Here is a 17994-nt window from a genome sequence, read left to right as displayed (position 1 = left end):
AGGTAAGCCCTTACTTAGCTAGTGGCGCAGACTAACCGCGCTGGAGTTTGACGTGATCACCCTCGATCAGAACCGCGCCGCAATGACTCAGGATCTGAAGGGCGTAGCGAGTGTAGACGCCGGCGGTCTCGCCGTTCAGCTTGCGGTAAGCACCGAGCGCCTCAGAGAGCTTCGACCGGGTGATGTTGCCGGTCGCCAGGATCAGGTGACAGATGATCCCAAGAGTGCCATCTGACACGCGATATGGGTTCTGGCCTGTGGTCATGGCGTCACGGATCTCCATTTCGGTCTTACCGCTTTCGTCTAGCATCTTCTGCACTTTTACAGGTAATGCGTCACGGTTGCGGGTGGGAGTTTTCACATTGTAGAGGCTGCGCAGCTGTGCCAGTGCGCGCTCATGGACCGGCTGGCACTCGGCCGCGAACACACAGGCGCCGCAGATGTCATCCTTGGCGAAGGAGAGCGCAGACCCAAAGCAGCCAGGGGCATAGGCGGGCTTTTCAATCATGGGTCGTCAACTCCTTCACTTCATCGACCAGGCGGTATCTGGAGCACCGGCTGAGCCCGAACATTTCCGTTAGCATCGTCAGCGTCAGTCGCCTCGGAGGCAGTGTCTTGATGCCCATTCCAGCACCGTGCGCGGCCTTGGCGTTTGCAGCCTCGACCTCCACCGCCAGCGGCTCTGGCGTATCCTTCAGCAGATCGACCATCAGTCTCATGCGCTCATCCATGTGATCGAGGATGTATTGCGCGGTCTGAGACCGGATAATCTCACTCTCGACCGAGGGATCCTCGGACGCGAAACAGCCAATCAGCTCGTCGCCTTCGGCGTTGACCTCATTCAAAGACTTCTGGCTCAATGCCGTTCTGGGGCCATGAAACCGAGCGAGTTTCACAGCCCTGTTTCGGATCGAGACATAGAGGACGGTCTTGAAATCGGCGCCTCGGTTCGGATCGTATTTCTCGACAACTCGCATCCAGACCAACCAGAACTCCTGTTCGAGATCCTGCACAGATAGGGAGGCGCCGAAGACGTAGTAAAATCGCCGGTGATAGACCCGGGCAAGCCTTTCGACTTGCCCGGACACCGCTTTATGATCGCGGTAATTCATGCTGCAGCGCTACCCGCAGCGCCGAAGACGCGGCTCGAGTATTCCTGGACGACCTTCTTATCGACACGCGGCAGACGGTTCGCAAAGGCCAGCTCGATACCCTGGGTCCAGTCTGCACCGAAGGCGACACCAACCTCCGCGGCCGAGATCATTTCGCGCGGCGAGATCGTCATGCTGATCTTGCCTTCCTTGAAGGCCTTGCGCACGTCGCCGGCGAACTTGACGATCTTCTTGGCGGCCGGGGCAGGGATGCGAACCTTCGACTTGAGGATGTTCTCCTCGATGGTCGGATCCATATACTCGACCTCCTCGGTGATCCCGAAGCGCGAGTAGTTGGCGGCGTTCTGCATCAGCGTGCCTTGATAGAGGCCGGTTTCGTCGCCGCAACCGTTGGTGTTGCCGGTCGCGAAGAAGCGAAAGTCCGGGTGCGGGATGATCTTGCGCAGGTGCGGCGGCGCGTCTTTGATCAGGAGCGCCTGGCCTTCCATCACCGGCTGGTAGACCGCGGTCACCGACGGCATGGCGAAGTCATATTCGTCGGCGATGTAGACCCAGCCGTTGATCATTGCCATCGGCAGCGGCCCGAGCTGGAACTCGGTGGCGCCATCTTTCACGATCCACTGGCCGAGAACGTGGCTCTCTTCCATGTTGATCGTGTGCTGGACGCGCATGACCGGCCGGCGGGTGCGAGCCGCGACCTGCTGGATCACGGTCGTCTTACCCGTGCCGTGCATACCCCAGAGATAGGTCGGCTTTTTCAGCGCGATGCCGACCAGAACCTTTTTCAGGAGGTCGATATTAAACACATAGTCCTTGTCCACCTCGACCAGATAGTTGAGCGAGTCGCCCGAGTGACCCGAGAGCACCTGCACCGGGATCGGCTGGCCGGCCTTATTCATCGCGGCCGGCGCGGTGCCCAGCTCAAAGACCTCGTGCATCGGATGCAGCGCGACCGAATAGGCGGCCTGCAGCTGCGGGGCTGCGCTGGCAGTGTTTGCGGCTGCGGTGGCGCGATCCTTCAAGTCGGCTTGCTCCTTGTCACGACGGCTCTTTTCGAGCGTGTAGATCGCGAACGGGCTGAGCAGAGGAGCGTCAGGCCACTCTTCCTGATACCGCTCGATGGTCCATTCAGTCGCGTGGAACTGCTTGATGTGGCTCTGAACCGCGTGAACCATCACGCCATCAATCTCACACTTGATCTTGTCCTGAATGGTCGGGATGGTCTGTGCTTCGTTCGTCATTTCGTCCTCTTTTTGCTTTGTGCTTTGTTCGTCTAAGTAAGTGTTTACCTAACAGACGAACAGAGCGCTAGTGGGAATAGTATGTCCTTACTTACTTCCTCAGTTCGTAAGAATCCGCTTGAGCTCACCCATCACGGCGCCGGGCAGGTCTTCCACACGGTTCAGGACCAGGCTGCGCGGGTAGAAGTTCTGGACAGCGTTCGAGTTGATGCCGATGCCGACCGTCTCGACGCCGATCCGCGTCAGGTTCTTCACCGTGGCCTTGAGGTGCGGCCCGGAGTTGGTGCCGACCGGCTGACCATCCGACAGGACCAGCATCACCTTACGCTTCTCACGGCGCGGGATGAGCCGCAGGGCTGCATACTCGAGGCTCTCGCCATCGGTGTTGTTGTTCAGTCCATACTGCACGTTGACCTGATAGGCGATGCGGCGCTTGACGGCTGGGGTGACGCGCTCGGCGAACTGCTTATAGATCGGCATCACAATCGTGCTGTTGCGGCAGAAGTGAATGCCCTTGTTATACTCCTCGTGGAACTGCCGCGTTGCAGCCGACGACAGGTTGCCGGTCGTGAACCCGATGATCTCATTCGGGATGTTCACGCGCTCCAGCGTCTGAGCCAGAGCGTAAGCGGCCTGCATCGCAGTCGCCATCTTCGCACCGCCCATAGAGCCGGAGTTGTCGACCAGCAGCATAACGGCCGTGTCCTTCGACAGATGCTCCTCTTTGCGCTGGAACACGCGCGGGTCACCCTGCAGCACCCGGTAGAGCGATGCGGAATGCAGGCGGCCGGTGCGGTGACCAGGCGTGCGGACAGACAGCGACTGCGCTGCCATCAGACGCTCGATCTCCTTCTGCATCGGCCCGATCATACCGCCGACCTTCTCATCCAGCTCCGGCACCCAGTGGTCGCGCATATTGGCTTCGTTGGGCTCAAAGACCTCGATGCGGTCCTCATCCTTGGTGAACACCGAATAGGACGACTCACCGACCGACTTCTGAGCCATCTGCTCGATCTGCTGCGCCATCGCGTTGCTCAGGTCGAGCGGCGTGAACTGAGAGGGGTCCATGTCGAACATCGACTTGCCTGTTTCACCACCGGCGCCGTCATGGTCTTCCTGACCCGCGCTCTCATCGTCCGATCCAGCGTTGGTGTTGCCGGCGATGTCCTCGTATTCTTCCTCATCTTCGCCCTGACCCTCGCCAAGACCTTCGCCATCGTCCTCTTCGCCTTCTTCGTCCTCTTCGGGCTCACCTTCACCGGCAGAGCCTTCTTCCTCACCTTCCTCTTCTTCGCCTTCTTCCTCTTCACCAGCGCCCTCGCCAGCACTCTCTTCCTCTTTCTCCTCCTCTTCGGGCTCACCTTTACCAGCGCCTTCCTCGGCCTCAGGCTCACCCTCTTTCTCGCCTTCTTCCTCTTCGCCTTCCTCGCCGGCACCCGAGCCCTCTTCAGCCTCAGGCTCCTCTTCGGCCTTCTCGGGCTCTTTCTTGCCCTTGCCGGTCGAACCTTCTTCCTCGTCCTCAGCGCCCTCTTCGGCTTCACCTTCACCAGCGCCGGCGCTCTCGCTCTTTTGCGGCTCGCCTTCTTCCTCGGATTTGGTGTGGTCGCGCTCACCAGTGCCGTCACCAGCACCAGCTTCCTTCTCGGGCTTGTCCTCAGACTTGCCTTTCTGGGCCTTCTGCTGCTGTTGCTGCTGCTTTTTAGCCTGCTCCTGCTTCTTCTTCTCCTCCTCTTCCTCCTGACGCTTCTTCATGTGGAAGAGGATGTCGTGGATCTCCTGCGCAACCTCGAGGGTCTGGGTGGTCTTGTCGGCCGTCTTGATCAGCTCAAGCGCCTCGTCAGACATCGCCATGTGCAGGTTCTCGATCATCGGATGCTTCCAATAACCGTTCTTGTCCATGAACTCCTGGAAGATCTCCTGACCGGAGAGCGCACGCATCATCGGCACGATCAGATAGGAGAACTCCATATTCTGATTGCCTTTGGCGCTAACCACGGCCGGTGTGGTGATCTTCTCGAGGAAGTGCTTGTGCAGGCGATCGAGGTTCGCCTGCGAGCCAGGGAAGGTCTTGACGATCTGGCGCTCGATCATCGTGTCCTCGATGATGTTGTGGGACATCATCAGCGCCTGGCCTTCTGGGGAGAATTTGTCGAGCTTTTTGCCATCACCGCCGTAGTTTGCCCAGTCGGTGAACAGGACGTGCGCGACTTCGTGATCCACGAAGCCGGCCACAGCGGAGATGAAGTCAGACGACGCATTGTCAGGGATCGACGGAATGTTCACGATCTCTGGCTTGTTCGTCTTCGGGTTAGCGGTGACGTAAGCCTGAGTGCCGCGCTGCGTCACCTTCAGGCCGCGGCCCGTCAGCATCGGGACCAGCTTGGTAATCACTTCACGGAGCTCTTGGATTTCGCGGTTCATTGTCTTTCCTCTCTCAGCGTGTTCTGTCGTGTTTAACTAAGCACTTAGTTATCACGACACGCAAAAATAGTCGGGTGGAATGATAGCGGCGTGACCCGAGGACGTCAGGATCACCAGTTTGCGAGTTGTTGATCCGTGTTCAGTGACCAAATGAACACTTGCGGACCCAAGATCCAGATTGGACTCGATCATGTGGGTCGCAAGAACATCGTGCGCGACGTCCTGAGAGACGGCCGCGGTTTCGAGAGGGTTGTAGCTTTGATGGTCAAGCATCTTTATTCTCCAAGGAGATGAGTTGAAGATAAAGGCGAGCATCCGCTCGCCCTTCTTTTATACTGGCTACCAGAAGGTTAATCCGCGCGCTTATTTGCCGAGAAAACTTCCTTCAGTCGCTCGCGCGTTTCAAATGCCAACGGCGACTTTGTATTCATGTGCTGGCGCGCGATTGCAAGGATCTGACGCTCAGTTTCGGTCTCATGTGCTCCGAAAGTATCACGGATCGCTCCGATCACATCTTCGCTGTAATATTGGCGCAGTGCCGGCATCATCACAGCTGCAAGGTCAAGGTCCAGGGCTTTCGCCATAGCTTCGACACGATCAAGCGGAAGTTTCGTAGTCCCGTTCTTCAGAAACGTCATGACGTTCTTGGATGGAAAACCCACCTCTTCGGCTACGTCGCGCTGCGTCTTCCTATTGGAAATATCTTGCAACCTTGCAGCGATAAGTGTCGCGACTTCCGACAGGTTTACTTCTTTCATTTCATTCTCCACCGCTGTTTCTAAGATCCTCTGCTACTTTTCTGCTCTCTTGTTTATAAACCGAGTAGCGTAACAAGTCGCATGGGATGTGAAATAAGCGCTTACTTTCCGGTTATCGTTGCCACGTTCTACGAGTTGAAGGAAAGTTCACCAACTCAGTATTTTACATAATTATCATTATGGGTCTCTGAGTATCACTCATCAATAAGCCTAATGCGAGCCTCGCGTCGCGCATCCCGCGCCAAACTTCCGGCAGACTTTGACGGATCGAACACGGCATCCACCTGGCCTGACAGTCTAGCTTTACGACCGACCTTTGGTCTTTGCGCTTCCTTGAACGCCTCCTGCAGCTCTTCGTTGTTCTTCCGCCACCATCCGATCTTGACGCCGGTCACTCGGCGTCCGGTCTTAATAGGAACCATACTGACATTGAAAGGCGCAAGAGCGTTGATCTCTTGAGAGGAAGGCTTGAGAACATGGATATTGAGGTCGCCGAACGCTTCATATTTCCCAACCTCGACGCCCAGGATCGAACGAAGCTCTCCGAGGTCGAAATCTTGGGTGATCTTGTGGTGCAAGCCGGTCCACTGGCAAGCATTCTCGTAGAGGCTGACGGCGTATTTTGATGAGAATGCCATCAGAACAGGCAGTGCGATCTTACCCCAGATCGCCGAGTCTCGAAGGATCTCTACCAGCCTCTTATCGAAGCTGTATGTCAGCGTTCCAGCTGGCCTGTTTGGATCACTCATATCATTACCGCCGAGGAACTGGACACGACGAACAACACCATCCTTGAGTTTCACCGTTAGCACGGTCTGCATAAGCAGCAGAACCGCCTCGTCAACCTGAGCTAAGCCGCGATGTCCGTCTGAGCGAAGATCCGCCAACTCGATGGTGTAGTCTCTTCCCTCTTCGATGCCCTGTCGGTGCGCGTTATGCCAGAGGATCGTGATCGCCCGGCGGGCGTTCAGAGTGAGATTCTGGTGTCCAGTGATCTGTATAAGCTCGCTAGGCTTGATCGCCTCACCGAACTGAGGCTTGATGTCCATCACCCTGCGGGCCAGCGGCTTATCTGACATTCTGCACCTGTTCAGATCCCTCGTTTTTCACCTGGATAGCAGTTCAAGTTGCTCGTTTTTCAGCGAAAGAATTGTTCAAGTTCCTCGTTTTTCGCCATCATGGGACTCACGGATACTCATGAAACGAATCAATACCATCCGATTCGCTCGTTTCAAGCAAGTTTGGAGTGTCTGTGGATAAGAATCCAGCCACGTTCAAGGCTCTCGTTGCTCAGTTCAAACTCCTCGTTTTTCGGTTCAAACTCCTCGTTCTTCAGAGCAGGAACCTCGTCGCACAGCCCAGAAACCTCGTTTTAAGCAAGCTAACTAAATGATTTCAGGGCCAAAATCAGCCCTGAATCTTGAACATCTGAAAAGATGAATCCTGAAGGTTTAACGGTTTACCATAGATCCTCTGAAAAGAGGTCGCGGTCGGAGCGCTCGGCCTCAGAACGAAGCTGACGCTGGCCGGCGCGGTGAGCGATGTGCTTTGCCATCACGCGGTTGACGAACCGGCCTTCGCTGGTGAGGAAGCCCTGGCAGGCAGGGACGATCATGTGCCGGGGAAGCTGCATCGCATCCGCAGCCGCCATCACATGACCATGCCGCGCAGGCTGAGGAAGGGAGATGGTGACACCCTCGACCTGAATAGCGGCCGCGACGATCATTTCAGGCCACTCCACGGTCTTGTTCTGGAGCTGCACATGGTCGGCCGCCAGCTTCTCGACGCGCTCCTTCATGCCTTTCAGAGCACACTCCAGGCACGAGACCGAGCCCTTGGCGCCGCTGAACCGCTCCTCACAGACAACGCACGTGCAGGTATAGAACCCGGGCGCGAAGCCGCCGATCGGCCAGCACTTCATCTTGTCCAGCTCGGCTGTCTTGAAAAGCTCGTTCATTTGTCGACCTCGCCATTCTTGTCGTCGCGGAAGCGAACGAAGCGCGGGTGACGAAGCGAACCATCCTTGGTCACCTCATGGAACTCAACCTCGATCAGCCGGCCGAGAAGGATGCCCGGCTCTGCGATCGGGAAGAAGGTCTCGCCTTCATAACCCACATCAACAGACGTGTTCAGATCCTTGCAGGTCTCGACCCAGAGCTTCCAGATCTCCGCGCGAACATCGTCAGACAGACCAGAGACCCGAACTTTGACCCCGTTCCGATCAACAGTGAGGCCGCCAATGGTGTTGGCATATTTGCCGTCAGCCTGACCCTGGAAGACGCCGATCACGCGCAGATCCTCAGTGTCCTCGTTTTTCAGCTTCAGCCAGCTCCGCGACTTCTTCTTCTGGTAGAAGCCATTCGGGTCTTTGACCATCAGACCCTCCTGTCCCGCGCTGCGCCAGCGCGCATACGCCTCCTGGATCTCCTCGTGCGAGTTCAGGATCTCGAGCGGCGTCTGCTTGATCAGCTCAGCCATACCCATGCCGCTCGCGTGGACTGCGATGCTGTTCACGCGCTTCCGGCGATTGGCGTAGGTGACTTTCACATCACCCACCGCGTCGAACTCCTCCCAGGTGAGGCAGTCGAAGAAATTGAAGGAGAGCCCGGTAGTGCGGTCGTCTTTGGCGTTCAGCGCGCCGTTGACCGCGTCGAAGCCATCGACTGACATCATCTCGCCATCGAGCATAATGTTTGGCACGCCATTGACCGAGCTCAGCTCCATGCCGAAACCGTGCGAGGCTGCGAACCAATCGCGCAGAACCTCCAGCGCCGGCGCCACCATCTTATCGAGCGAGGCGATCACCTGCCCGGTGCGGGTGAAGAAACCACCAGAGCCGTCACGCGCGATGAAGCTCACCCGGTTGCCATCGAGCTTCGGCTCACCGACGACCGGGAACTTGGTCACCAGGCGCTCCTCGTAGGCGTGAGCGCGCATGACGGCGAAGATTGGGATCAGGGTCGGGTCGATGCTCTTGATCGACGCCTCGGCCACGCCGGCCTTCAGATCCTTGTTCAGACACAGCCAGAGGATCTTCGCCGCAGCCGGGTTCAGGCTCTCGAAGGCCGACTTGATCGCTTCCTTGGCTGCGTTGCCGCTCAGCTCGCGGGAGGCGAGGCGCGTCAGCAGGTTGTGAACTACCGGCATCTGGTGCCAGTGGTGCGTCTGGTCGGTCGGCGCGTAGACTGGCTCCTTCTTCTGCGTCACGCCGAAGGTGATGAAGGGGTTGTAGCACCAGTTGATGATACGCTTACCTTCCTCGGTGGCGGCCAGCTCAGCAAGCCGCTCCTCCTTCTCGTTGCGACCGCTGGCATCGGTGATCGCCTGGATCATCATGCCGGGGGCGAGGTCACCTTTCAGGCTGCTCAAAACGAGGTTCATGGTCTCTCCTTATGCTGCGTTCAGCGCTGCGGCGAGGTCGCCGGACGCTGCTGCTTTGTTGATGATGGGTTCGGCCTTGGCGGCTTTCGGCGCCTCGGTCATGTTGAAAGCCCGCTTGGTTTCGGCGCTCGCAGACGTGCGGATCGACTTCGCTTCGACCTTGGCGCGCGGTGCAGTCAGAGCCTGAGCTTCGATACGAGCGCGCGAGGATGCGATCAGGTCGCGCTCGGCCGCCGGGACGTTGTGGTCACGAAGATGCGTCTCCTGCACCAGCACAGCCGCCACACGGTCGAGAAGATCACCGGGCAGCCGGCCGACCTTTGGCTCATTCGAGGAACAATGATCCGATGCGTCATTCGATCCGAACGAAATGCGGCGAACCATCTCTGCAGCCGGGCACTTGCTCGACTGAATGCAAGCCTGACAACCGCGCCGGGACTCCACACGCTTTCCGGCATAGACTTTCTCGCGCAGCAAAACGCAGGACCGCATCTGCACCTCGGCGTCGAAGATCGGACACTTGAAGGAGAACTGGTTCTGCATCGAAAGGCAGCCAAATTGTGCTGTGGACATGTCAGAACATCCCGTAGAAGGGGTTGGATTTGAGAGCTTCGGCCTCGGCCTGAGCTTCGACTACCGCGGCGGCCTGGCGCGCCTCGTCGGTCGCCTTCTGAGCCTCACTGGCAGCCTTGCCGAACTTCGCATCACGCGCGGCCTTCATCGGGTCATAGGTGTCCCGGGACTCGCGATCATAGGAGAGATCGAGCTGCGCCAGCTGGCTGATGAAGAAACGATGGCGGTGAACCATCGGCAACGCCTGCAGCGCATGATCCAGGTCGTCATAGTCGCGACTGCCGTCATGACGCATGTCATAGCCGCTGCTCTTGCGCTCCTTGAGCGCCTTGTTCAGCGAGTTTTGACCAGCGCTTCCGACAGCCTCGATCTTCACCTGGCCGTCAGTGCCGGTCTTACCCCACCGCTTCACCAGCAGAGCGTTGCCGGTCTGCTTCGATTGGAAGAGGTAGAGATGATAGTCCTTCGTGCCACCTTGATGCACGCCGTAGTAATGTGTGACCTCGATCATGGCTGTGTGCTTCGTTTCTGGTTTCTAGGTATGTGCTTACTTATACGCTTGCAGCGCGAGACTGTCGGGTGGGACAGTCAGACCCCGTATCGTTTCCGCAGCGCAGGCGTGCTGTAGGGGCTCTCCAGACGCCAGAGCATGTCGAGCTGAGGGGTATACGCCCGAGCACCGTAGAAGGCCTTCCTGACGGCCTCTGCGGTGATCTCATTGGGGTCTTTCTCGTAGGGCAGCAGAGCAATGCGAACCTTGAGCCCGGCGCCGGTCAGCTTCTTGGCTGCGTCGAGGGCGGCCTTGAGCGCGTTGACCTCGCCATCCCACATGATCGTCACTTCCTTCAACCCGCGCTGCTTGAGCGAGTGGAAGCGGCCGAGCTGGTCGTTGCCGACCGGATCACCATAGGACAGGTGCTTGCCGAAGGAGCCGAGCGCGGTCACGTCCCGCAGCTGCACATCCTCGTCAAAGGCCATCTTGATCGCCGCAAGGTCGAAGATACCCTCGCCCATGCAGGCGCGCGTCGAGGCAACGCAGTTGTGTCCGTTCAGCAGGTAGCGGCCGGTGCCGGGCAGCTCCTTCGGAAAGAGGTATTTCCGGTCGCTGGTTCCGATGATGTCGCGCCCCTGGAAGGTCTTAAGCGTCCCGTCGATGTCGAAAACAGGAATGATCACCCGGTTCCCGAAATTCTGCATCTGGACCTTGCCGTCCTGATCCTTGAATTTCCACCAGCCGAACTCGCAGATCCGCAGCTCGAAGTATTTGGCGATCTCCGACGGGATGCCCCGCTGGGCGAGATATTCGATGTTGGCGCCATCTTCGTCCGGGATCGGTGTGCTGATCGGCAGCTGGATCTCACCGACCTCGACGCGCACCATCGCCTCACGCTTCGGCCGCCAGCCCTGCTCGCGCAGGATCTCCTCGATCGCCTTGAACGTGTCGCCCCAGTTGTCATGGTCGAGCTGGTCGTGGATGTAGCGCAGCTTGGAGAAGCCTTCGCCGCAGACGAAGCAGTTACCCCTGCCCGTCTCGACGCCGAAGTAGGTGCGCCAGCGGTTGTCGCGGCAGCTGGGGTTCGGGCAGTTCTGGATGTGCAGCTGGACGCCTGAGACGCCGCGGCCGACCCGAAACGGCACAGACTCGCGCTCGAGGAAGAACTCCATGTCGAGCTCTTCCAATTCGGCGTCGGTGATCTTAGCCATTCCGATGCACCGGAGTGGACTGGTCACGGAGAGCAGCTGCGGCCTCCCGAAGGATCGACCCTGTGCTGAAATGGTTGAAGACCTGTTTCGCATAGGCATCCTGACCCTCTGCGATAGAAAGCAGGCGCTCGATCAGGTCAGGCCGTCCCGCCTCTACCGACTTGGGGCGAGTGATCGAGCGGCGCTTGTGCGCGGCGGCCGTGAACTCTCTCATCCGCAGAGCCGCATGATCATCAATGCCGATAGCCTTCATCCAGTCTTCGGTGACCCTGCGAAGGAAGCAATCACCAATGATGCCCTCCCGATCAAACTCGTCACCATCGAGGCAGAGCTGCCAAACCTCAGCCTCGCTCAGCTGTGCCACGCGCTTATCCACTGCGCCGAGATAGAAGACGTGTTCAGATTCCTCGTTTTTCGCCTCTTTCGCTTTCAAAGCCAGAACGTGATCGGCGTGGCGCACATATTCGCCTTTCTCATCAGCCACAGGACTGATCGAATACGAAATCGAACCCCAGTCCTCTGACACATTCGCCTTGAAGGAAAAACGCTCAACTGAGGATGCGCTCGCACTCCGCACCAGCTGTTGAGCCATCTGGATTGCAACCTTCTCCAGCTCGCTCTTCCCGTGTGCCCGGGTGCCGGGGAAGTCGTCCACGAAGGCCTCTTCCAGGTGTTTCTTGATCTTCTCAATGTCGATGCTCATGGCTTACCTTTCGATGGCGATCACGTCTTTCAGGAACTGCATCTTCTCGCGGTCCTGCTTGATGCGGAGGCTGAAACCGTCCGCAGTGTTCCGGGAGATGGCCCAGAAGAGCCTTGCCTCGCCGGCGGCCTTCTCAGCCTCGGTCGCGTTGATCCCGATCAGGATGTCGACCGTGCGGACCTTGTTCCAGTCGTCACCCACATCGGTCGCCTTGGCGGTCACCGCTTTGGCGCCGTCACGGTTCGTCTGGGTTGCTGTCAGAAGCGCGATGTTCCAGATGTGCGCCAGAGCGCGCAGGTCGATGTAGATGCGCCGCAGACCCTCGCGCAGCTCGTCTGACGCCCGCTCGGGGTTCATGATGTCCGCATAGTCCACGACAACCAGATCGAACACGATGCCCTGGTCGCGATATTTCTCCAGCACCCGGTTCAGGTGACTGACCTTCAAGGTGCCTGACGGGAAGTCGATAACCTTGAAAACACCGGCGCCTGCCTGCAGACGCTTAACCTCGGCCTCGACCTTGGCGCGGTCATTGACCAGCTCGCGCATCAGGGTGTCGGTCAGCGCGGCGTCGATGCGCTCGGAGATGATCTCCTTTGCCACCTCGAGCGAGACATAGAGGACGTTGTAGCCGGCGAGGCTGGCGTTCTTTGCGAAGTCACCAAGACCCAGCGACTTACCGGACTTGGCCGGCCCCATCAGACACGACAGCTCCTTGCGACCCCAGCCGTTGTGGTAGAGGTGGCAATCGACCTTCGAGTAGCCGGAGGTGATGCCAGTGCGGATCACAGAGCCGGTCGCGATATCCTCGCGGCGGGCCGTCCGGGACTCGACCTCCTTGAAGTAGTCGTAATCTTCCCAGTCGTCCGTCAAACCAACCTGGGTCGCGGTGCCCATCAGTTCCCGGATCTTGTCAAAGTCACCCTTTTCCAGCAGCGGGATGGACTGCATCATCGCGTTCTGGATCGCCTGGTGCTTGGCGAAGGTCGCAACCTCCTCGGCGACGAAGGCCGAGTTGGTGATGTCCGCTTTGGTCGACTTGATGAACGCCTCTTTGACGCCATCAAGCAGATCGTCGCGCAGCTTCTTGGCGGCCACCAGATCCTTCAGGATCTTGACGAAAGTCACCTTGTCCGGGACGTTCCCGAACTTGCGCATGTGGTCCTGACAGATACGAATGAACTCGGCCGTGCCGGCGTTGCTGAAATACTCAGGCTTGACCAGATCGGTGACACGCTTCGCGAAGGAGGTATCGCGGGCGAAGATACCGGCGATCTTATCCTGAAAACCCTCATCGAAATCGTAGGTCGCTTCGACCTCGATCACTTCCTCATCACTCATGTGGTCCTCGTAGGTATGTGCTTACTTATCGTATAGCACAGAAGAAAAACGGTTACGTCAGGGACGTAAGCACCCGCTCGCAGATCCCTTGCTCTGCGTGAGCGGTCAGATATTCGATCGGCATACGGTCGTCGCGGATCATATCGACCAGCGTGGCCGTCCGGTCGGTGGTGCGCCCTGCCCTCTCAAACAGACTGTCGAAATACAGCTTCTGGATCGGGGCGCCGACATAGTTCTGAGCCAGATAGGCATGGTGGTCTGCGTAGAAGATCCGGGCCTCAGTCAGCTCGCTCCAGCGCTTCGACACATGCTCGACGTCCCGGTCGCGATAGACCTGATTGGGCGTCGGGAGATGGGTGCGCTGCCAGGCCCGCATCCGAGAGTTAAGAGCCTCAGCGAGGTAGATCGCATACGGCATCCCGAGAGCATCAGCGACCTGCCGGCCACGCCAGAAGCCGCTGAACGACTTCTTGGCCTTCTCCTCGTTTTCCAGCAGACCTTTCTTGATCGTTTCCGCGGTCACCACGCGAATATGCTTAGCCCGTTCATAGTCGATGTCCCGCGAATAGACCTTGCGCGCCTCGATACCGAAAGCGTCGATATAGACAAAGGTCGCCTCGGTCGGCGACATGAAGCGATAGTCCCACCACTTCACACCGAACAACTCCTTGTCATACTGACGCCATTTGTCCTGGATCGGGCTCATCAGGATGTCGTCGATGGACAAGTCGGGATGCTCCTCTTCAGAGGGTAACTTGATCAGAACTGCCATTATGTCTCTCGCTGCTTCTCTTGCTTATACCGCAGCAAGAGCGCTTGTTCTCATGGGAAGCGAGAGACCGTTTGATCTCCCGCTTCAACCGTTTCTCAGCCGTCGTAAGCCTCGAGGATCTCAGCAACGATGTCATCCCGGACCACATCCTCACGCGAGAAACAGACGACCTTGATGCCGTCGCGGCCGCGCAGGCGCTTGGTTGCATCCTCGAGCCCGGAGCTGGAAGGGCTGATGTCGCACTGTTTCGGATCGCCGTTCACGATGAAGCTGGAGTTCTTGCCGATCCGGGTCAGCAGCATCTTCATCTGACTCTTGGTGGCGTTCTGCATCTCGTCAGCCAGCATCCAGGCGTCCTTGATGGTCGAGCCGCGCAGGAAGCCCAGCGGGACGGGCTCAATCTTGCCCTTCCTGATCAGGTATTCCATGTGACCCTGCCCGAAGTGGTCGATCAGCGCGTCTTTGAACGGCCGCAGATAGGGCTCGTATTTCTCGCTCAAGTCACCGGGCAGGAAACCGAGGCTCTCGCCTGCCTCGACAGCCGGCCGGGTCAGGTAGATCTTCTCGATCTCGCCGCGGTCGAGAGCCTCAGCGGCAAGGCGCGTCGCGAAATAGGTCTTGCCGGTGCCCGCAGGACCGATGCCGAAGGTAATGCGGGACTCGTCGATGGCGTCACCATAGTCAGCCTGGCGCTCGGTCAGAGCCACCAGAGGCTCGCCTTTCGCTTTGGCCGGCGGCCGGGTGCTCAGGTCTTCAAAGGTGGGCTGAGGGCTGCGGGCAGACCGGCGTTCTTCACGGACCTGAGTGCGCGCCTGACGGCGGGCTTGACGTGCGGCTGTCTTGGGGGATTTGGGCATCGAGGGCTCCGGGACTTAGGTTGTGGTCGTAGAGAAACCCTAGCCTAAGTCCCGAAGATAAGTAAGGGATTACTTACCGCAGATCACACTTTATCCGCGAGCGAGATCCCGAGCGTCGCCAGCGCCATCGCGACATCATCACCGACCACGGCAGCAATCTTGTGCGGCGATGCAAAGGGCTCGCCCTCGAGGGACTCGACGTCCGTATCGAACACGACATCAACGAGAGCCTGAGCGCGGTTTGCGGCCTCCATGTCGGCACCCCACTCCGGCTCGGTCAGCGGCGAGATCGCGGCATTCACGAAACCCGGCGAGACGATACCCGAGGCCATCGAATACCTGTTGCCATCAGCATCGACAAAGGTTGCCTCGCCATAGGTCTCACCATCAGCTTCAGTGAAGCCTATGCAGAGCGCGAGCTGGTTTGCATCCCCGATATAAGCCTCGGGGCAGGCGATCGTGATACGGATCATGCCGCATACCTTTCTTTCCAGTATTGTGTAATCTTGGCGATCTCTGCTGCCGTGAAGGCGCCACGGCGAAGAACAGCGTCTGCTTGGCGTTCGGTGCGCAGAATATTGATCGGCGTAGTGCCGTCCGAGGTTGCGGTGGTGACGGTCACGCCGCCCAGGGCATCGGCATAAGCGAGGCCATAGGTGCCTGCCGGAAGCGGTGCCGCATTCAGGCTGTCGCCGCCGTCATTCCAGAGGTGCCAGATGTCGGGCTTACCGGCTTCGGTGATGTCGTTGGCGGTTGTGACGCGCTGGTAGCCCGGGAAAGCACCCACGAGCGGGGTATCGGCCACAATGAAGTTGTATTCGCTGACCAGAATACTCTTGCCGTTAAAGGCGAGATTTCCCCATGTGCCGAGCCACTGACGAACAGCACTACCACTAGCCGTAGCCCTCCTCCGTTCGTGATATACCCACTCGTTTGTAAGTGTTACCGTTTGCTGTTCCAGATTGCCGAACAGTGTCACGTTTTGTCCTACAGCATCCGGTGAACCCGCTTTAACCCAAAGACCAATGGAGCCATATCTTCCAACGATCTGAGCGGGCGCTGGAAATCCCCAATCCTGACCAACTGATCCCGCCGCAAAGGTAATCAGTGTTGCGTCAGAGCCATTCGGACCTGCACCTGGCTGAACGGCAGCTGTGGCAGCACCAGCGAAGTTTGCAGTCCAGCCACCAGAGGCGACATCAACACTACGAACAGCCAAGTTCCGCCGCCCGCCCTTCGGCCAGCGCGCCAGTGTCGGGCGTGACAGCGCGACAGCCTGCGAAGCGTCGACCGATCCCGCGAGGCGCTTTGCAAGTCCCACGGGCTGGTCGGGAAGGGTTACTGGGGTGGTGCCGGCGGTGTCCTGAAACATGATCGTCATTGCGTTACCTCGTAGCCTTTTGAGTAGTGTCCAGCTGTGCCTGCCGCAAACAGATCGCCGATCATCCACATTTTTATGACGTTACTGTTTCCACAGCGGATCGCCTTACCTTCGTAGTCGCGCGTCATCGTCCAATTTGTTCCGATTGCACCTGCGATCGCCACGTCATCGGCGAACCACTGCGCAGCCAATGTCGAATTATAGACAGAGCCTGCGTAACCAGAGCCGCTAGCGACGGCCAGTGTTGCGGCGGGATCAGCGAGATGACTCCAGTAAGACCGGATCTGAGCCTTCTCACCTTCAGAGAATGCGCCGGGACGGATAATCACGTCAGCCTGACGCTCAGTGCGCAAAGCGTTAATCGGGTTAACACCATCTGAAACCACAGTGCTAAATGAGACGAAGCCATAGTGATCGACAGAGGCGACACCGTAAGTGCCGGCCGGAAGCACGGTCGCGAGAGTATCGTTTCCGTCATTCCAGAGATGCCAGATATCTGGCTTTCCAACCTCGGTGATGTCGTTGGCGCTGACAACGCGCTGATATGTTGTCTTAACAGAGCCGATCTCAAGCTGTGGCATAGCAATGGCGAAAGTCGAGGCGCTCACGGAACCGCCGTAATTGCCCAGATAAATCACTCGGGCGCCAGGCTCAGAGCCACCACTTACAGCGGTGGTGAATTTGGCGGTCAGCTCATACCATCCGTCGCCGAGCGCGATAATATCACCGATGGCGCCAGCGCTGGCCTGCTCGATGGTTCCGGTCAGCATGTTGAACCTGACTGCGGAAGTTGCAGACCCCAACGACTGTTCAAGGGCAATAATGTTGGTTACCGAGCTGGCCGGAGCAGCGGCTATCAGTTTTGCGCGGATGCTCCGTATGTAAGTGGTTCCTCGAAGGAGATTATCTCCTCCTGGGGGCCTGAGAAAAGTCGACGTTCCGGCGGTGTTCGTAAAAAGGTATGCCGGTTCATCTCCCCAAGGAGACGCAGTGGCTCCACCTTGGATAGGATTACCATGCATCTGCCACCCTGCGGAAGTTGTCATGTTATTGGTCTGCAAATACAGGTTCCGCCGACCGCCGCGAGGCGAGCGCGCCAGCGTTGGGCGCGAGAGCGCCGTCGCCTGCTCCAGCGAGTATTGCGGCAGCAGCTCGAAGCGAACGCGAATGCGGCCGGTGAATGTTCCACTATCAACCCAAAGGCCGGTATTTGCGCCTGTATTACCAGTCCCGGAGTTCGCCAACACACGCGCAACCGTATCAAAAGACCCGACGACCGAAGAGGACCGGACAACCTCATTGGTGGCCGACTCCGCTCTGCGACGGTAGACCTGAATTGTTCCTGCGGTGCGCGTAACAACCTCAACCACAACGCGCATACAACTGCCAATAGCAGGCGACAGAAGTTCTGACTGACTCACGCCGCTAAACCCAGGCGTCGTCTTCTCGTAGAGACCCGGAGACACCTCGGTCCAGCCAGAGCTGAGAACAATAGAACCGAGTTGACGCGCCTGACCGGAGGCGGTGTTCAACACGAAACCAACAGGATCTCCAGCAGACAGAGCGAGCGCGGACACGCCACCAGTCGCCTCCTGATAAACACCATCGGCGCGCATTCCGCGCGCCCAGACAGATGCGCTCCCTTCCGGGAACAGACGGCCTGGAGACCAGCTATAAAGCATCGTCGAGGCGCGATAGATCGCCTCGACGGGACGCTTACCAATGAAGACGGACTGGAAGTGATCCATGC

At 58.4% G+C, this 17994-nt stretch carries 19 protein-coding genes; all 19 read right to left on the bottom strand.

Translation table 11 applies throughout. The features are described 5' to 3' along the window. Nucleotides 1-31: 31 nt before the first annotated feature. The 19 genes from AC4FS3_RS18650 to AC4FS3_RS18560 all read right to left on the bottom strand — a co-directional run bounded on the left by AC4FS3_RS18650 (nucleotide 32) and on the right by AC4FS3_RS18560 (nucleotide 17992). Entirely contained in the window at nucleotides 32-508 is a 477-nt protein-coding gene (locus AC4FS3_RS18650; protein ID WP_491021778.1) for a hypothetical protein, read from the bottom strand. Continuing rightward, nucleotides 501-1112 (bottom strand): sigma factor, encoded by a 612-nt coding sequence (locus AC4FS3_RS18645; RefSeq protein ID WP_491021777.1) that lies wholly within the window; start codon nucleotides 1110-1112, stop codon nucleotides 501-503. The genes AC4FS3_RS18650 and AC4FS3_RS18645 overlap by 8 nt, the downstream gene beginning before the upstream one ends. Further along, nucleotides 1109-2353, bottom strand: coding sequence for an AAA family ATPase (locus tag AC4FS3_RS18640; protein ID WP_491021776.1), 1245 nt, complete (start codon nucleotides 2351-2353; stop codon nucleotides 1109-1111). Before AC4FS3_RS18640 ends, AC4FS3_RS18645 begins: the two co-directional genes overlap by 4 nt. Before the next feature lie 99 nt (nucleotides 2354-2452). Then, on the bottom strand, nucleotides 2453-4774 hold the full coding sequence (locus AC4FS3_RS18635; RefSeq protein WP_491021775.1) for a cobaltochelatase CobT-related protein: 2322 nt from the start codon (nucleotides 4772-4774) through the stop codon (nucleotides 2453-2455). Nucleotides 4775-4825: 51 nt separating this feature from the next. Beyond that, nucleotides 4826-5047 carry a hypothetical protein gene (locus tag AC4FS3_RS18630; protein WP_491021774.1) on the bottom strand — a complete coding sequence of 74 codons (222 nt, stop codon included), beginning with the start codon at nucleotides 5045-5047 and terminating at the stop codon, nucleotides 4826-4828. A 77-nt stretch (nucleotides 5048-5124) separates the two neighbouring features. Next, nucleotides 5125-5532: a hypothetical protein gene (locus AC4FS3_RS18625; RefSeq protein ID WP_491021773.1), complete on the bottom strand. Its 408-nt coding sequence runs from the start codon at nucleotides 5530-5532 to the stop codon at nucleotides 5125-5127. A gap of 194 nt (nucleotides 5533-5726) precedes the next feature. Next, nucleotides 5727-6611: a replication initiation protein gene (locus tag AC4FS3_RS18620; RefSeq protein ID WP_491021772.1), complete on the bottom strand. Its 885-nt coding sequence runs from the start codon at nucleotides 6609-6611 to the stop codon at nucleotides 5727-5729. Between the two features lie 380 nt (nucleotides 6612-6991). Further along, nucleotides 6992-7489: a Y16D family protein gene (locus AC4FS3_RS18615; RefSeq protein ID WP_491021771.1), complete on the bottom strand. Its 498-nt coding sequence runs from the start codon at nucleotides 7487-7489 to the stop codon at nucleotides 6992-6994. Further along, the gene (locus AC4FS3_RS18610; protein ID WP_491021770.1) at nucleotides 7486-8913 is read right to left on the bottom strand and encodes an ATP-dependent DNA ligase; all 1428 of its coding nucleotides are present in this window, start codon (nucleotides 8911-8913) and stop codon (nucleotides 7486-7488) included. The genes AC4FS3_RS18615 and AC4FS3_RS18610 overlap by 4 nt, the downstream gene beginning before the upstream one ends. 9 nt (nucleotides 8914-8922) lie before the next feature. Continuing rightward, nucleotides 8923-9486 (bottom strand): hypothetical protein, encoded by a 564-nt coding sequence (locus AC4FS3_RS18605; RefSeq protein ID WP_491021769.1) that lies wholly within the window; start codon nucleotides 9484-9486, stop codon nucleotides 8923-8925. A gap of 1 nt (nucleotide 9487) precedes the next feature. Continuing rightward, nucleotides 9488-9997 carry a WGR domain-containing protein gene (locus tag AC4FS3_RS18600; protein WP_491021768.1) on the bottom strand — a complete coding sequence of 170 codons (510 nt, stop codon included), beginning with the start codon at nucleotides 9995-9997 and terminating at the stop codon, nucleotides 9488-9490. A gap of 77 nt (nucleotides 9998-10074) precedes the next feature. Continuing rightward, nucleotides 10075-11190, bottom strand: coding sequence for a hypothetical protein (locus AC4FS3_RS18595; protein ID WP_491021767.1), 1116 nt, complete (start codon nucleotides 11188-11190; stop codon nucleotides 10075-10077). After that, complete coding sequence (locus AC4FS3_RS18590) at nucleotides 11183-11893, bottom strand: hypothetical protein (RefSeq protein WP_491021766.1); 711 nt, start codon at nucleotides 11891-11893, stop codon at nucleotides 11183-11185. Before AC4FS3_RS18590 ends, AC4FS3_RS18595 begins: the two co-directional genes overlap by 8 nt. Before the next feature lie 3 nt (nucleotides 11894-11896). Beyond that, nucleotides 11897-13234 carry a DnaB-like helicase C-terminal domain-containing protein gene (locus tag AC4FS3_RS18585; protein WP_491021765.1) on the bottom strand — a complete coding sequence of 446 codons (1338 nt, stop codon included), beginning with the start codon at nucleotides 13232-13234 and terminating at the stop codon, nucleotides 11897-11899. Nucleotides 13235-13286: 52 nt separating this feature from the next. After that, entirely contained in the window at nucleotides 13287-14006 is a 720-nt protein-coding gene (locus tag AC4FS3_RS18580) for a hypothetical protein (protein WP_491021764.1), read from the bottom strand. Nucleotides 14007-14101: 95 nt separating this feature from the next. Further along, nucleotides 14102-14863, bottom strand: coding sequence for a PhoH family protein (locus tag AC4FS3_RS18575; protein ID WP_491021763.1), 762 nt, complete (start codon nucleotides 14861-14863; stop codon nucleotides 14102-14104). An 83-nt stretch (nucleotides 14864-14946) separates the two neighbouring features. Next, nucleotides 14947-15336: a hypothetical protein gene (locus AC4FS3_RS18570; protein ID WP_491021762.1), complete on the bottom strand. Its 390-nt coding sequence runs from the start codon at nucleotides 15334-15336 to the stop codon at nucleotides 14947-14949. Beyond that, nucleotides 15333-16244, bottom strand: a complete 912-nt coding sequence (locus AC4FS3_RS18565) for a hypothetical protein (RefSeq protein ID WP_491021761.1) — start codon at nucleotides 16242-16244, stop codon at nucleotides 15333-15335. The genes AC4FS3_RS18570 and AC4FS3_RS18565 overlap by 4 nt, the downstream gene beginning before the upstream one ends. Then, nucleotides 16241-17992 carry a phage head spike fiber domain-containing protein gene (locus AC4FS3_RS18560; RefSeq protein WP_491021760.1) on the bottom strand — a complete coding sequence of 584 codons (1752 nt, stop codon included), beginning with the start codon at nucleotides 17990-17992 and terminating at the stop codon, nucleotides 16241-16243. The genes AC4FS3_RS18565 and AC4FS3_RS18560 overlap by 4 nt, the downstream gene beginning before the upstream one ends. Nucleotides 17993-17994 lie beyond the last annotated feature (2 nt).

It is taken from the genome of Pseudogemmobacter sp. TB195, from assembly GCF_058313095.1.
Note: the sequence above shows the minus strand (reverse complement) of the source record. Positions and strands in the feature narration are given on the sequence as shown.